18 protein-coding genes are annotated in these 12985 nt (G+C 74.1%); 12 read left to right on the top strand and 6 right to left on the bottom strand.

Annotated elements, in window-relative coordinates; genetic code table 11:
* Positions 1 to 46: 46 nt before the first annotated feature.
* Entirely contained in the window at positions 47 to 754 is a 708-nt protein-coding gene (locus ABTW95_RS21850) for a LysE family translocator (RefSeq protein WP_500227225.1), read from the bottom strand.
* A 99-nt stretch (positions 755 to 853) separates the two neighbouring features.
* A complete protein-coding gene (locus ABTW95_RS21845) occupies positions 854 to 1654 on the bottom strand; it encodes a hypothetical protein (protein ID WP_500227224.1) in 801 nt (266 codons plus the stop codon).
* Between the two features lie 256 nt (positions 1655 to 1910).
* Here ABTW95_RS21845 and ABTW95_RS21840 point away from each other — a divergent pair, with 256 nt between their 5' ends.
* The 8 genes from ABTW95_RS21840 to ABTW95_RS21805 all read left to right on the top strand — a co-directional run bounded on the left by ABTW95_RS21840 (position 1911) and on the right by ABTW95_RS21805 (position 8163).
* Positions 1911 to 2927, top strand: a complete 1017-nt coding sequence (locus ABTW95_RS21840) for an AAA family ATPase (RefSeq protein WP_500227223.1) — start codon at positions 1911 to 1913, stop codon at positions 2925 to 2927.
* The gene (locus ABTW95_RS21835; protein WP_396449531.1) at positions 2924 to 3958 is read left to right on the top strand and encodes a DUF58 domain-containing protein; all 1035 of its coding nucleotides are present in this window, start codon (positions 2924 to 2926) and stop codon (positions 3956 to 3958) included. The genes ABTW95_RS21840 and ABTW95_RS21835 overlap by 4 nt, the downstream gene beginning before the upstream one ends.
* A complete protein-coding gene (locus ABTW95_RS21830) occupies positions 3955 to 4902 on the top strand; it encodes a VWA domain-containing protein (RefSeq protein ID WP_500227222.1) in 948 nt (315 codons plus the stop codon). The genes ABTW95_RS21835 and ABTW95_RS21830 overlap by 4 nt, the downstream gene beginning before the upstream one ends.
* Positions 4903 to 4916: 14 nt before the next feature.
* Positions 4917 to 5531: a class I SAM-dependent methyltransferase gene (locus ABTW95_RS21825; protein WP_500227221.1), complete on the top strand. Its 615-nt coding sequence runs from the start codon at positions 4917 to 4919 to the stop codon at positions 5529 to 5531.
* Positions 5528 to 6097, top strand: coding sequence for a TrmH family RNA methyltransferase (locus tag ABTW95_RS21820; protein WP_396449534.1), 570 nt, complete (start codon positions 5528 to 5530; stop codon positions 6095 to 6097). Before ABTW95_RS21825 ends, ABTW95_RS21820 begins: the two co-directional genes overlap by 4 nt.
* A gap of 166 nt (positions 6098 to 6263) precedes the next feature.
* The gene (locus ABTW95_RS21815; protein WP_500227220.1) at positions 6264 to 6608 is read left to right on the top strand and encodes a TraR/DksA family transcriptional regulator; all 345 of its coding nucleotides are present in this window, start codon (positions 6264 to 6266) and stop codon (positions 6606 to 6608) included.
* The gene (locus ABTW95_RS21810; RefSeq protein WP_500227219.1) at positions 6605 to 7432 is read left to right on the top strand and encodes a rod shape-determining protein; all 828 of its coding nucleotides are present in this window, start codon (positions 6605 to 6607) and stop codon (positions 7430 to 7432) included. The genes ABTW95_RS21815 and ABTW95_RS21810 overlap by 4 nt, the downstream gene beginning before the upstream one ends.
* Positions 7433 to 7527: 95 nt before the next feature.
* Positions 7528 to 8163 (top strand): SAM-dependent methyltransferase, encoded by a 636-nt coding sequence (locus tag ABTW95_RS21805; RefSeq protein WP_500227218.1) that lies wholly within the window; start codon positions 7528 to 7530, stop codon positions 8161 to 8163.
* Positions 8164 to 8167: 4 nt separating this feature from the next.
* Here ABTW95_RS21805 and ABTW95_RS21800 read toward each other — a convergent pair whose 3' ends face one another.
* Positions 8168 to 8389 (bottom strand): EF-hand domain-containing protein, encoded by a 222-nt coding sequence (locus ABTW95_RS21800; protein WP_500227217.1) that lies wholly within the window; start codon positions 8387 to 8389, stop codon positions 8168 to 8170.
* A gap of 102 nt (positions 8390 to 8491) precedes the next feature.
* Between ABTW95_RS21800 and ABTW95_RS21795 the strand changes: the two genes are divergently transcribed.
* A complete protein-coding gene (locus ABTW95_RS21795; RefSeq protein WP_500227216.1) occupies positions 8492 to 9301 on the top strand; it encodes a glycerophosphodiester phosphodiesterase family protein in 810 nt (269 codons plus the stop codon).
* A 21-nt stretch (positions 9302 to 9322) separates the two neighbouring features.
* Here ABTW95_RS21795 and ABTW95_RS21790 read toward each other — a convergent pair whose 3' ends face one another.
* Positions 9323 to 9595, bottom strand: a complete 273-nt coding sequence (locus ABTW95_RS21790; protein ID WP_396449540.1) for a type II toxin-antitoxin system Phd/YefM family antitoxin — start codon at positions 9593 to 9595, stop codon at positions 9323 to 9325.
* Between the two features lie 176 nt (positions 9596 to 9771).
* Between ABTW95_RS21790 and ABTW95_RS21785 the strand changes: the two genes are divergently transcribed.
* The 3 genes from ABTW95_RS21785 to ABTW95_RS21775 all read left to right on the top strand — a co-directional run bounded on the left by ABTW95_RS21785 (position 9772) and on the right by ABTW95_RS21775 (position 11473).
* Positions 9772 to 10365 carry a ClpP family protease gene (locus ABTW95_RS21785; protein WP_396449558.1) on the top strand — a complete coding sequence of 198 codons (594 nt, stop codon included), beginning with the start codon at positions 9772 to 9774 and terminating at the stop codon, positions 10363 to 10365.
* Entirely contained in the window at positions 10362 to 10967 is a 606-nt protein-coding gene (locus ABTW95_RS21780; RefSeq protein ID WP_500227215.1) for an ATP-dependent Clp protease proteolytic subunit, read from the top strand. Before ABTW95_RS21785 ends, ABTW95_RS21780 begins: the two co-directional genes overlap by 4 nt.
* A gap of 107 nt (positions 10968 to 11074) precedes the next feature.
* Positions 11075 to 11473, top strand: a complete 399-nt coding sequence (locus ABTW95_RS21775) for a helix-turn-helix domain-containing protein (protein ID WP_396449542.1) — start codon at positions 11075 to 11077, stop codon at positions 11471 to 11473.
* A gap of 12 nt (positions 11474 to 11485) precedes the next feature.
* Here the strand turns inward: ABTW95_RS21775 and ABTW95_RS21770 are convergent, their stop codons facing one another.
* Together ABTW95_RS21770 and ABTW95_RS21765 are read right to left on the bottom strand one after the other, a co-directional pair.
* On the bottom strand, positions 11486 to 12091 hold the full coding sequence (locus ABTW95_RS21770) for a ClpP family protease (RefSeq protein WP_396449559.1): 606 nt from the start codon (positions 12089 to 12091) through the stop codon (positions 11486 to 11488).
* A gap of 2 nt (positions 12092 to 12093) precedes the next feature.
* Positions 12094 to 12717: a ClpP family protease gene (locus ABTW95_RS21765; RefSeq protein WP_396449543.1), complete on the bottom strand. Its 624-nt coding sequence runs from the start codon at positions 12715 to 12717 to the stop codon at positions 12094 to 12096.
* Positions 12718 to 12985 lie beyond the last annotated feature (268 nt).

The raw sequence follows: 12985 nt of genomic DNA, 5'->3' as shown, positions 1-12985 counted from the left end.
CCCCACAAAAGTGATCATGGAAATGTGCCAAAACGCCCGGCGGGACTCAGCGCGCCTCCACCGCCAGCCGCACCCCCAGGCCCACCAGCACCACGCCCGACACCTGCTCCAGCCGCCGCCGCACCGCCGGCCGGCCCAGCACCCGCCGCGCCGCCCCCACCAGCCACACCACCACCGTGTACCACGCCAGGTCGATGAACGCCCACAGCACCGAGAACCCCACCAGAACCCACACCACCGGCCACCCGGCCGGCACGAACTGCGGCAGGAACGACACCGCGAACACCCCCGCCTTCGGGTTGGCGAAATTCGTCACCAGCCCCAGCCGGTAGTACCGCCACCCCGGCAGCCCCGCGCCGCCCTCCGGCTCCGCCCCCGCCCCGCCGGACGGGCCGCCGGACGGGCCGCCCGACACCTCACCGGACGCCTCACCGGACGCCTCACCGGACGCCTCACCGCGCCGGCCGCCGCGCCGCGCCTGCAGCAGCGCCCGCACCCCGAACCACACCAGCACCGCCGCGCCCGCGACGCGCAGCCCGTCGTACGCCAGCCGCGACGCCGCCAGCAGCGCCGACAGGCCCACCGCCGCCGCCAACCCCCACAGCAGCACGCCCGTCTCGTTGCCCAGCACCGTCGCCAGGCCGCAGCGCCGCCCCGACCGCATCGACTCCCGCATGATCACGACCGTGCTCGGACCCGGCACCATCGCGACCAGCACCGCAGCACCCACGAACGCCAGCAGACTCTCCACCATCCGCCCATCCTCACCGCCCGCGCCCCACCCGCGCAACGGGAATTCACCCGCCGGCGGCCCCCGCGGCCCGCAATCAGCGCACGGCCACCCGCGCGCCCGTCACAGCGGCGGGCCGTCGTCACCGCCGCCGCTGCCCGACGGCGAACCCGACGGCGACGGGCTCGGCGCCGGCGTCGACGGCCCCTGCGACGGCGACGGGCTCGGAGTCCCCGGCCGCGGCGACCGCGGAGCCTGCGGAGGCTGCGGGAACGACGGCGTCGGCTCCGGCGGAGCAGGCGGCGGCTCCTCCACCTCCGGCCGGCACGCGAACAGCACCGCCAGCAAGAGCACCAGCACCAGCAGCCCCGCCGCCAGCCCCAAGACCCCCGCCACCAGGTTCCGCTCCGGCGCACGCTCCCCCACCGGGGCCGGAACCGCCGGCGCCGGCCGCGGCGGCTCCTCCAGCGCCGGCTCCCCCGACCCCAGCCAGTACGGCTGGAACTGCGGCCCCCGCCGCCGCCCGCCCCACCACGTGCGGCCCGACCCCTGGAACACCACCGGCTCCAGGAAACGCTCGGCCCCCGCCCGATCGGCCTCGTACAGCGTCGCCACCCACGGCGCCGGCCCGTCCGGCTGCGCCGCCACCACCGGCGCCGCACCCTCCGGCCCGGCCGCCGGTCCACGGCCCGGCCCGACCCCCGCCCGGCCCGCCGCCGGAACCGCCGCGTTGATCGCCGCACGGAACCGGTCCCGCGCCGCCGCGTCGCCCGCCGCGCCGCGGTTCAGCACCGCCACGCTCGCGCGCCGCCCCGCACCGTCCACCCCGAGGAACACGATCCCCGCGGCGGTCTCCGACAGGCGCGCCGACAGACGGAACGGCCCCAGCTGAACGGGGTCACCCGGCGGCAACGGCCTCGACATGGCCGCAACACTAACAACCGCGCCCCCCCGGCCGCGCCCCGGCGACCACCCCCGCCGACTACGCCCGCCGACTACGCCCGCCGACCGGGCCGCCCCCAGCGCACCCCCATGGAACGCCCCTGAACCGATCATCGCCCGCGCGCACGTATCCCGAACGAACGGGTACAAGTGATCGCGTAGGGTCGTAACACACCCACCCGGCACACGACGGACAGGCCCGCCAGCGGCCACCAGGGACAGCGAGGGGACTCCCACCATGACCATCCCCGCCACCGACGTGGACGAGGCCGCGGAACTCCTGCAGAACACCCTCGCGGAGGTCAAGAAGGTCATCGTCGGCCAGGACCACATGGTCGAACGCATGATCGTCGCGCTCCTCGCCCGCGGCCACTGCCTCATCGAAGGCGTCCCCGGCGTCGCCAAGACCCTCGCCGTCGGCACCCTCGCCGACGTCGTCGGCGGCACCTTCGCCCGCCTCCAGTTCACCCCCGACCTCGTCCCCTCCGACATCGTCGGCACCCGCATCTACCACCCCTCCACCGAGCAGTTCGACGTCGAGCTCGGCCCCGTCTTCGTCAACTTCGTCCTCGCCGACGAGATCAACCGCGCCCCCGCCAAAGTCCAGTCCGCCCTCCTGGAGGTCATGGCCGAACGCCAGGTCTCCCTCGGCGGCAACACCTACCCCCTCCCCAGACCCTTCATCGTCCTCGCCACCCAGAACCCCATCGAGTCCGAAGGCGTCTACCCCCTCCCCGAAGCCCAGCGCGACCGCTTCCTCATGAAGATCGACGTCCACCACCCCGCCGCCCACGAGGAACTCCAGATCCTCCAGCGGATGAGCGTCGACCCGCCCGAAGCCGCCCAGATCCTCGACACCGACCGCCTCGCCGGCCTCCAGCGCGCCGCCGAAGAGGTCTCCGTCCACGAACTCATCGCCGACTACATCGTCCGGCTCGTCATGGCCACCCGCGAACCCGACCAGTACCGCCTGCCCGACCTGCGCAGCGTCATCGAGATCGGCGCCAGCCCCCGCGCCACCCTCGGCCTGGCCTCCGCCGCCCGCGCCCTCGCCCTGCTGTCCGGACGCGACTACGTCCTGCCCGACGACGTCCGCGCCGTCGCCCGCGACGTCATGGCCCACCGCCTCGTCCTCACCTTCGACTCCCTCGCCGACGGCATCGACCCCGGCGACGTCATCGCCCAGATCCTCACCGCCGTCCCCCCGCCCCGCGTGGTCTGGAACCACGGAGCGGCGGCGGTGACGACCGCATGACCACCCGCCCCACCCCCGGCAGGCGGCGGCGCGGCGGCAAGCTCGCCCACCTCGCCCCCGAACGCACCCTGCGGCGGCTGGAACTCCAGGTCACCCGCCGCCTCGACGGCCTGCTCAACGGCGAGCACCTCGGCCTCATCCCCGGCCCCGGCACCGAACTCGCCGAAGCCCGCCTCTACCAGCCCGGCGAGGACGACGTCCGCCACATGGACTGGGCCGTCACCGCCCGCACCACCACCCCGCACGTCCGCGACCTCGTCGCCGACCACGAACTCGAGGCCTGGGCCCTGGTCGACCTCACCCCCAGCATGGACTTCGGCACCGGGACCATGATCAAACGCGACCTCGCCGTCGCCGCCCTCGCCGCCGTCGGCTTCCTCACCGTCCGCCTCGGCGACCGCGCCGGCGCCTACCTGCTGCACGCCGACGGAATGCGCCGCTGGCCCGCCCGCACCGGCAAAGCCGCCCTCTACGCCCTCCTGCAGGCCGTCCTGGACGCCCAGTCCGTCCACGACGGCGCCCACCGCGCCGACACCGCCCGCACCGCCGCCGCCCCCCGCGACCTCGCCGCCGCCATCACCTCCCTGCACCGCGGCCAGACCCGCCGCGGCCTCCGCGTGATCATCTCCGACTTCCTCGCCCCCGACGGCGCCGACCCCGCCCCCGCGGGACAGGACGGCCGCCCCGACTGGGAACGCCCGCTGCGCCGCCTCGCCGCCCGCCACCAGGTCCTCGCCGTCGAGATCATCGACCCCCGCGAACTCGACCTCCCCGACGTCGGACTCGTCGAGATGGCCGACCCCGAGACCGGGACCGTCCACGAGATCGTGCTCAGCCGCCGCGTCCGCGAACGGTACGCCGCCGCGGCCGCCGCCCAGCGCGAGCGCACCCGCGCCGCCCTGCGCCGCTGCGGCGCCCACCACCTGGTCCTGCGCACCGACCGCGACTGGATCGCCGACGTCGCACGCTTCGCCCTCCGCCAGCGCCGCGCCGCCGGCCGGCCAGTCACCACAGCGGGAGTGCGCCCATGACCTTCCTGTCACCCGAACGCCTCTGGCTGCTCGGCCTCCTGCCGCTGCTCGCCGCCGCCTACGTGCTCGTCCAGCTGCGCCGGCAGCGGTACGCCGTGCGCTTCACCAACCTCGCGCTGCTGTCGCAGGTCGCCCCGAAACGGCCCGGCTGGCGCCGGCACGTCGCCGCCGTCCTGTTCCTCGCCATGATCACCCTGATGATGGTCGGGTTCGCGCGGCCCGCGACGTCGGTGAAGGTGCCCCGCGACCGCGCCACCATCATGGTCGCCGTGGACGTGTCGCTGTCCATGATGGCCAGGGACGTCTCACCCAGCCGGTTCGAGGCGGCCAAGGCCGCCGCCAAGAAGTTCATCGGCGACCTGCCCGCCCGCTTCAACGTCGGCGTCGTCGCGTTCGCCGGCAGCGCCAACCTCGTCGCCGCGCCGTCCGCCGACCGGGAGGCCGCCATCGCCTCCCTCGACCAGCTCGTCCTGGCCAAGCGCACCGCCATCGGCGAGGCCGTGTTCACCTCCCTGCAGGCCGTCCGGTCGTTCGACGCCGAGGCCCGGCAGGACCCGCCGCCCGCGCACATCGTGCTGCTGTCCGACGGGGACAACACCACCGGCCGGTCCGTGCAGGAGGCCATCGACGCCAGCCGCGTCGCCCACATCCCCGTCTCCACCATCGCGTTCGGCACCCCCTACGGCACCGTCGACATCGAGGGCGAGACCACCAGCGTGTCGGTCAACAAGGAGACGCTGCGGACCCTCGCCGACAGCACCGAGGGCAAGGCCTACGAAGCCGCCGACGCCGGGCAGCTCGACGACGTCTACCGCAACATCGGCAGCTCCCTCGGATTCAAGACCGAGCACCGCGACGTCGCCGCCCGCTACACCGGCATCGCGCTGCTGTTCGCCTTCGCCGCCGGCGGCGTCTCCCTGGTCTGGTTCTCCCGCCTGCCCTGATAGCGTCGGCGGCCGTGGGGGATCACTACTTCACCGAGCGGCCGGGCGCCGCCGCCAGGCGCCGCACCGTCGACCTCGTCCTGCCCGACCTGCACCTGCGGCTCGACACCGACAGCGGCATGTTCTCCCCCGACCGCGTCGACCCCGGCACCCGCGTCCTGCTGGAGACCGTCCCCCCGCCCCCGCAGGACGGCGACCTCCTCGACCTGGGCTGCGGGTACGGGCCCATCGCGCTCACCCTCGCCAAGCGCTCCCCTTCGGCGATGGTCTGGGGCGTTGACGTCAATCGGCGGGCGTTGGAGATCGCCGAGAGCAACGCCAAAACCGCGGGCCTTGACAATGTAAGGTTCAGGTTGGCGGACGAGATCGACCCCGCGCTGCGGTTCGCCGCGATCTGGTCGAACCCGCCGATCCGCATCGGCAAGGCCGCCCTGCACGATCTGCTCCTCGCCTGGCTCCCCCGCCTCTCCCCCGGCGGCCTCGCCCACCTCGTCGTCCAGAAGCACCTCGGCTCCGACTCCCTCCAGCGGTGGCTGACCGGCCAGGGCTTCCCCGCCGAGCGGATCGCCTCCCGGTCCGCCTACCGCGTCCTGCGCGTCTCCACCAGCACGGAAGGCCCCGCCCGATGAGCAGCAGCACCCCCGGTCCCGCGAACACGCCGCAGCAGGGCCGCCGCCAGCTGCGCGCCACCGACGTCAAGCGCCTCAACCGCGACTGGCGGCGCCGCACCGGCGCCCGGCTCGGCCTGCTCGTCGAGTCCGTCACCCAGCCGTACAACATGGGCTCGATCATCCGCAGCGCCGCCGTGTTCGGCGTCGAGCACCTGTGGCTCGCCGGCAACGCCACGCCCCCCACCCACCGCGGCGTCGCCAAGACCGCCCTCGGCACCGACCGCCTCGTCCCCTGGGAGCACGCGGGCACCCCCGCCGAGGCCGCCGCCGCCGTCCGCAAGGAGGGCCTGCGGCTCGTCGCCGTCGAGCTCGCCACCGACGCCGTCCCCCTGCACGAGGCGCCCCTGGACGGCGACGTCTGCCTCGCCGTCGGCGGCGAGGACCACGGCTGCTCCCCCGCCCTGCTCGCCGCCGCCGACGCCGTCGCCTACATCCCCCAGATCGGGCGGGTCGGCTCCCTCAACGTCGCCGTCGCCACCGCCATCGCCCTCGCCGAGGCCCGCCGCCGCGAATGGAGCGCCTGACTCCCGGAGCGCACCTCCCGGAGCGCCCGCCCGTCGAGCGCACCGCCCGTCTGCACCCTCGAACTTCCCGGAATGGGTGTCAGCCCCCATAGCAGGACACGCCCCCTTGCCGCATGGTGGAGGTTCGCCACGTATTTTCCCCGGCGACCGAAGGGAGCCCATTGCGATGACGGTCAACAGCGCGGTCAACGGCGCGGTCGGCGACGCCCTCGGCGGCGACCCGCCCGGCGGCGCGAAGGCCCGGCAGGCCCGCGAGCTGCTCCAGCGGGAACGCCAGACCCACATCGCAGAGCTGGAGCTCCTCGCCGGCCAGAGCGCCCCCGACGAGGCCGTCATGGCCCGCCGCGGCACCCTGGAGAGCAACCTGGAGGAGATCGACGCCGCCCTCGTCCGCCTCGACGAGGGCACCTACGGCCTGTGCGAGGACTGCCGCAAGCCCGTCCCCGAAGGCCGCCTGGAGATCATCCCGTACGCCCGGCGCTGCGTGAAATGCCAGCAGCGGCGACGGTGACGACCGCCTCCACGGCGCGACGGGACGGCACGCCCGGCGGCACCCGCGGCGGCCCGCGCGCCGCGCTCGACCTCGGCAGCAGCCGCGTCCGCGCGAGCGTGCCCGCCCTGGACGTGATCATCGACCGCCCGTCCACGATCGGCGGTCCCGCCCCGGCCACCGGGCGCCGCCGCGCCCGCGGGGCCGCACGCCCCATCGAGCACGGCATGGTCGCCGACGCCGGCGCCTGCACCCGCCTCGCCCGCCTGACGCTGCTGGAGGCCGACCCCGGCCTCCGGCTCCGGCAGGTCCTGCTCGCCGTGCCCGCCGCCGCGAGCGGCGCCCAGCTCGGCCGCGCGGCCAACGCCGTCCGCGCGGCCGCCGGGTGCCCGGTCCGCACCATGGAGGCGCCGCTCGCCGCCGCCATCGGCGCCGGCATCGACATCGACGACCCGCGGCCCCGGCTCATCCTCGACATCGGCGCCGGCATCGCCGAGACGGCCGTCGTCATGCGGGGCCGCGTGCACTCCGCGCGGTCCGTGCGGTACGTCCAGGACCGGCAGGTCGGGCACAACGCGCCGCGGCTGCCCGAGCACGTCCGGGAGCGGCTCGCCGCCGGCGTCCACCACCTGCTCGCCGACCTGCCCGCGCCGCTGCGCCGCACCGCCCGCGAGGGCGGCCTCCTGCTCACCGGCGGCGGCGCCCGGCTGCCGTCCCTGCCGGGCCGCCTCACCGCCGAGATGAACCTCGCCGTCACCATCGCCCCGGACCCCGCCCGCGCCACCATCCGCGGCCTCGCGCACGCCTGCCGGTCCCCCGGCGCCTGGCGCCTCACCAGCGCCTGACCGGACGCGCCCCCCGCCGCCGCGCGAGGGGGGCCTGTTTGCCAGGACGGCAACGCGATTGGCGGTTCCGGAAACCGGCGGCCCATCATCGGGGCATGGACGACACCATGAGCAACGAAGAGTTCTGGGAAGCCCGCTACGCCGAGCACGACCACGTCTGGAGCGGCAAGCCCAACGCCATCCTCGTCCAGGAGATCGCCGGGCTGGAACCGGGCACCGCCCTGGACCTCGGCTGCGGCGAGGGCGCCGACGCCATCTGGCTCGCGGAGCGGGGCTGGCGCGTCACCGCCGCCGACATCTCCCGCAACGCCCTCCAGCGGGCCGCGCGCCACGCCGAGGAGGCGGGCGTCGCCGACCGCGTCGACTGGCAGCGGCACGACCTCGCCGCGACCTTCCCCGAAGGGGCCTACGACCTGGTCACCGCGATGTTCCTGCACACCCCCGCCGAGGGCATGCCCCGCGAGGCCGTCCTCCGCTCGGCCGCCGCGGCGGTCGTGCCCGGCGGCGTCCTGTTCGTCGCCGGGCACGCCGGCCCGCCGCCCTGGGACCCCGGCGCCCACCCCCACGTCCACCTGCCCACCGCGGAAGAGGTCCTGAAGTCCCTCGACCTCGCGGACGGCGAATGGGAGGTCCTGCACATCGGCGAGCACGAACGCGTCCAGACCGCGCCCGACGGGCGGTCGATGACCCGCACCGACAACGCCCTCAAGATCCGCCGCCGCCCCGCCTGACCGGTCAGCCGCGGGACGCCCGCTCCATCAGCGAGGTGAACTCCTCCAGCGAGATCTTCCCGTCCCGGTTGGCGTCGGCGGCCACGACCACCTCGACCGCCCGCGTGTCGGTGATGTCCTGGCCGAGCCGGCTCATCAGGTTCTTCAGCTCGGCCGTCGAGATGTAGCCGTCGCCGTCGACGTCCACGAGCTCGAACGTCGCCCGGTAGTCGTTCACGTCCGCCATCGGTGCTCCCTCGTTGATCGATCGAGGGGCGACGGTAGCACCGCCACGCTCCTTTACATAGTAAGGTCAGGCTTGATCGCGGGGTCCGCCATAATCGGAGGGGTGCGCCACTCGCATGAGTTCCTCGACCATCCCGGGCCGATCCCCTTCGCCCACCGCGGCGGAGCGGGCCGCCCGGAGAACTCGATGGCCGCCTTCCAGCACGCCACCGACCTCGGCTACCGCTACCTGGAGACCGACGCCCACGCCACCGCCGACGGCGTCGTGGTCGCCTTCCACGACCGCACGCTCGACCGGGTCACCGACCGCACCGGCGCGATCTCCCGGCTCCCCTACGCCGAGGTCGCCAAGGCCCGCATCGCCGGGACCGAGCCCATCCCCCGCCTGGAGGAGGTCCTCGGCTCCTTCCCGGACGCCCGCGTCAACATCGACCTCAAGGACGCCCACGTCATCGGGCCGCTCGCCGCGACGCTGCACCGCACCAGGGCCTGGAACCGGGTGTGCATCACGTCCTTCTCCACCCGCCGGCTGGCCCAGATGCGCGCCCGCCTCCCGCTGTTCACCGACCACGACGTGTGCACGGCCCTCGGCCCCCGCGGCCTGATGGCGCTGCGCGCCCGCTCCTACGGCGGCCCCGCCGCCAAGCTGGTCCGCCTGGCCGCCACCGGCGTCGCCTGCGCCCAGGTCCCCTACGGTCTCGGCCCCGTCCCGTTCGTCACCGAGGCGTTCATCGACCACGCCCACCGGCTCGGCCTGCAGGTCCACGCCTGGACGGTCAACGACCCCGCCGCCATGAAGCGCCTGCTCGACCTCGGCATCGACGGCATCATGACCGACGAGCTGCTGACCCTGCGCCGGATCATGACCTCCCGCGGCCTCTGGCACGCCCCGAGCCCCTCCCCCGCCTCCTGAGGCCCGCGAGAGGCGCACCGGTCAGCGGTTGAAGCCGGGCGGGCGGTAGCGGGCCGCGATGCGCATCGGCGGTGACGGCTGCGGCCGCTCGGCGGGCTGGGACGGCTGCCCCGGCGGGACCGTCCCGCCGACCTGGAGGTCGAGGCGCTGCGCGCGGATCGCCTCCAGCAGTTCCAGATCCTCCGGGGAGACGAGGGCGGCCATCACCTTGCCGCGCCGCGTGAGCTTGACGGGCTCGCCGGTGTAGGCCACCCGGTTCACCAGATCCGCGAACTGGGCACGTGCTTCGGTCACCGGAACATCCACGTGATTCATCGTATAGCGAAACGCACAATCCACTCCTGGCCACTCGTCTCATCCCACACTAGCCTCCATGATGTACCTAGCGTACGTACTGTACAGATGATCGAGGAGGGCACGTGAGCGGTTTGCCCAGGCAGTGGGACGGCGAGCGGCGGGCGGAGACGTTCGTGGGGAGGTCGCGGGCCAAGGTGACGGAGCTGCCGCAGCTCGCGGACGCGCAGCTGTACGAGCGGCTCCTCGCGCAGCGGATCGTGTTCCTCGGCAGCGAGATCGACGACCGGCTCGCCAACCGGGTGAACGCGCAGCTCCTGCTGCTCGCGGCGCAGGACCCCGAGCGCGACATCACGATCTACATCAACTCCCCCGGCGGCGTCGTCGACGCGGGGATGGCGATCTACGACATGATGCAGTTCGTCCCGAACGACATATCCACCGTCGCGATGGGCATGGCGGCGTCCATGGGGCAGACGCTGCTGTGCGCGGGGACGCGGGGCAAGCGGTACGCGCTGCGGCACGCGCGGGTCATGATGCACCAGCCGCACGGCGGCATCGGCGGCACCGCCTCCGACATCAAGATCCAGGCCGAGCAGTCGCTCTACCTCAAGCGGACCCTGGCGGAGCGGACCGCGTTCCACACGGGGCAGCCGCTGGAGCGGATCGAGGCCGACGGCGACCGGGACGCCTGGTTCACCGCCGAGGAGGCCCGCGACTACGGCTTCGTCGACCACGTCATCGACAGCACCGACCGGGTGGGCACATGACACGAGCGGAACGGCGCTACCTCGTCCCCGAGTACGAGGAGCAGACCAGCTACGGCCGCAAGGACACCAACCCCTACAACAGGCTCTTCGAGGACCGCATCGTCTTCCTCGGGGCGCCGGTGGACGACACCAGCGCCAACGACGTCACCGCGCAGATGCTGGCGCTGGAGGGCATGGACCCCGACCGGCCCATCTCGCTCTACATCAACTCGCCGGGCGGGTCGCTGACGGCGATGATGGCGATCTGCGACACGATGCGCTACGTCCGGCCCGAGGTCGAGACCACATGCGTCGGGCAGGCCGGATCGGCGGCCGCGGTGCTGCTGGCGGCGGGCTCGCCGGGACGGCGGCAGGCGCTGCGCGGCGCGCGGATCCTGCTGCACGAGCCGGAGATCGAGGTGTCCCGCGGCTACGCCACCGACCTGGACATCCAGGCGCGGGAGGTGCTGCGGCTGCGGGAGCAGACCGAGGCGATCCTGGCCGAGGCCACCGGGCGCGCCCCCGAGACGGTGCGGCGCGACCTGGACCGCGACCGGTACTTCACCGCCGAGGAGGCCAAGGACTACGGGCTCGTCGACGCGGTCCTCACCAGCCGCGCCTGACTGTGCGCCGAGGGCGAAAAGCACTGGCCCGCGCGGGGCGCGGCGGATAGGCATGAAGGTGTTCGCCGGGCGGGAGGGCCGCCCGCCTGCTGTGAGACGAGGACCCGATGACGAACATCGCCGCCGACGGACCGGGCCGGCGCCCGCGCGCGCTGCTGCGGTCGCTGCTGGGCGCCGCGCTGCGCCGGATCCGGCGGACGCAGGGCCGCACCCTGGCGGACGTGGCGGTCGCCGCGCGGATCTCCATGCCGTACCTGTCGGAGATCGAGCGGGGCCGCAAGGAGGCGTCGTCGGAGGTGCTGGCCGCGGTGTGCGACGCCCTCGACGTCGAGCTGGCCGAGCTGCTGGCGGCGGTCGTGCACGACCTGACCCGCGTCGACGCCGCCCGCGTCGAGGGCGGGGTCGTGCGGGCGATGCCGGTGCGGCGGGCCGCGGCGCCGCCCGTGGCGCCCCCCGCCTCGGGTGCGGGCGGCGCCACGGTGTCCGTGCTCGCCCTGGCCGCCTGACCGGGGGCCCTGCTACGCGGCGGCGATGACCTGGTCGGCGATCCCGTAGGCGACGGCCTCCTCGGCGCCGAAGGTGCGGCGCCGGTCGATGTCGGCGTGGATCTTGGCGACGGGGTGGCCGGTGTGCCGGCTGAGGATCCGGTCGGTCTGCGCCCGCACCCGCGCGACCTCGTCGGCCTGGACGGCCAGGTCCGGCAGGGTGCCGCGGCCGGCCTCGAACGACCCCTCCTCGGTCGAGGGCTGGTGCAGCACCACCGTGGAGTGCGGCAGCACCGACCGCTTCCCGGCCGTCCCGGCCGCCAGCAGCACCGCCGCGGCCGAGGACGCCTGCCCCACGCACAGGGTCGCGATGTCGGGCCGGATGTACTGCATGGTGTCGTAGATGGCGGTCAGCGCGCTGAACGAGCCGCCCCGCGAGTTGATGTACAGCTCGATCGGCAGGTCGGCGTTCTCGGACTGCAGGTGCAGCATCTGGGCGATGACGACGTTGGCGACGCCGTCGTCGATCTCGGTGCCGAGGAAGATGATGCGGCCCGACAGCAGCCGCGAGTAGACGTCGAAGGCGCGGTCGCCGCGCGGGGACCGCTCCACGACGGTCGGGATCGTGTACTGCCCCATGGTCACAGCCCCGCCTTCCGCGCGGCCGGGCGCACGTCGTCGAGCTGCTCGACGATGTGGTCGATCATCCCGTAGTCGAGGGCCTCCCGCGCGCTGAACCAGCGGTCGCGCAGGCCGTCGCGGGCGATGGTGTCGGCGGTCTGCCCGGTGTGCTCGGCGGTCAGCGACGTCATGATGCCGCTGACGCGGCGCAGCTGCCCGGCGTAGATCTCGACGTCGGCGGCGGTCCCGGCGAGGCCGGCCGACCCCTGGTGCATCAGGATCTGCGCGTGCGGCAGCGCGTACCGCTTGCCGGGCGTCCCCGCGCACAGCAGGAACTGGCCCATGGACGCGGCCAGGCCCATCGCCAGCGTCGAGACGTCGTTGGGGATGAGGCGCATCGTGTCGTAGATCGCCAGGCCGGCCAGGACGGACCCGCCGGGCGAGTTGATGTACAGGCTGATGTCGCGGCGCGGGTCCTCGGCCGACAGCAGCAGGAGCTGCCCGCACAGCCGGTTGGCGATGCGGTCGTCGACCTCGTCGCCGAGGACGAGGATGCGCTCCTGCAGCAGCCGGGCGGTCAGCTGGTCGTCGAGCGTGCCCAGTGACGCGGACGCGGCGGCCGGCGCGGCCGTGAGCGTGTTCACCGTGGTGTCCCTCCCTGCGGATCGCGGGGCCGGTCCGTCCGGCCGCCGGTTCCCACGGTGGCCCCGCGCCGCGCCCGGGCGGCGGGAAATCTGCCGTCAGCGACTTAGCGGACGGCAGAGCGCGCCGAAACCTCACGATCGCTACGCCATGCGCGAATGGCGTTAATTCAGTTGAGTTCGACCGCCCCGGACTGATCTCCTTATGGCATCGCCCTTCCGGTGCGAAGGCCGCGGGTTACTTCTCTGCAAAAGAAATCCACCCGAGGCC

Origin of the sequence: Spirillospora sp. NPDC127506, assembly GCF_040302145.1 — a bacterium.
GTDB lineage: Bacteria > Actinomycetota > Actinomycetes > Streptosporangiales > Streptosporangiaceae > Spirillospora.
Note: the sequence above shows the minus strand (reverse complement) of the source record. Positions and strands in the feature narration are given on the sequence as shown.

Coding starts and splice junctions, on each gene's coding strand:
- ABTW95_RS21805 (WP_500227218.1), top strand. CDS start 7,528: ATGGACGACACCATGAGCAACGAAGAGTTCTGGGAAGCCCGCTACGCC.
- ABTW95_RS21840 (WP_500227223.1), top strand. CDS start 1,911: ATGACCATCCCCGCCACCGACGTGGACGAGGCCGCGGAACTCCTGCAG.
- ABTW95_RS21835 (WP_396449531.1), top strand. CDS start 2,924: ATGACCACCCGCCCCACCCCCGGCAGGCGGCGGCGCGGCGGCAAGCTC.
- ABTW95_RS21815 (WP_500227220.1), top strand. CDS start 6,264: ATGACGGTCAACAGCGCGGTCAACGGCGCGGTCGGCGACGCCCTCGGC.
- ABTW95_RS21820 (WP_396449534.1), top strand. CDS start 5,528: ATGAGCAGCAGCACCCCCGGTCCCGCGAACACGCCGCAGCAGGGCCGC.
- ABTW95_RS21775 (WP_396449542.1), top strand. CDS start 11,075: ATGACGAACATCGCCGCCGACGGACCGGGCCGGCGCCCGCGCGCGCTG.
- ABTW95_RS21780 (WP_500227215.1), top strand. CDS start 10,362: ATGACACGAGCGGAACGGCGCTACCTCGTCCCCGAGTACGAGGAGCAG.
- ABTW95_RS21830 (WP_500227222.1), top strand. CDS start 3,955: ATGACCTTCCTGTCACCCGAACGCCTCTGGCTGCTCGGCCTCCTGCCG.
- ABTW95_RS21770 (WP_396449559.1), bottom strand. CDS start 12,091: ATGGGGCAGTACACGATCCCGACCGTCGTGGAGCGGTCCCCGCGCGGC.
- ABTW95_RS21845 (WP_500227224.1), bottom strand. CDS start 1,654: ATGTCGAGGCCGTTGCCGCCGGGTGACCCCGTTCAGCTGGGGCCGTTC.
- ABTW95_RS21850 (WP_500227225.1), bottom strand. CDS start 754: ATGGTGGAGAGTCTGCTGGCGTTCGTGGGTGCTGCGGTGCTGGTCGCG.
- ABTW95_RS21800 (WP_500227217.1), bottom strand. CDS start 8,389: ATGGCGGACGTGAACGACTACCGGGCGACGTTCGAGCTCGTGGACGTC.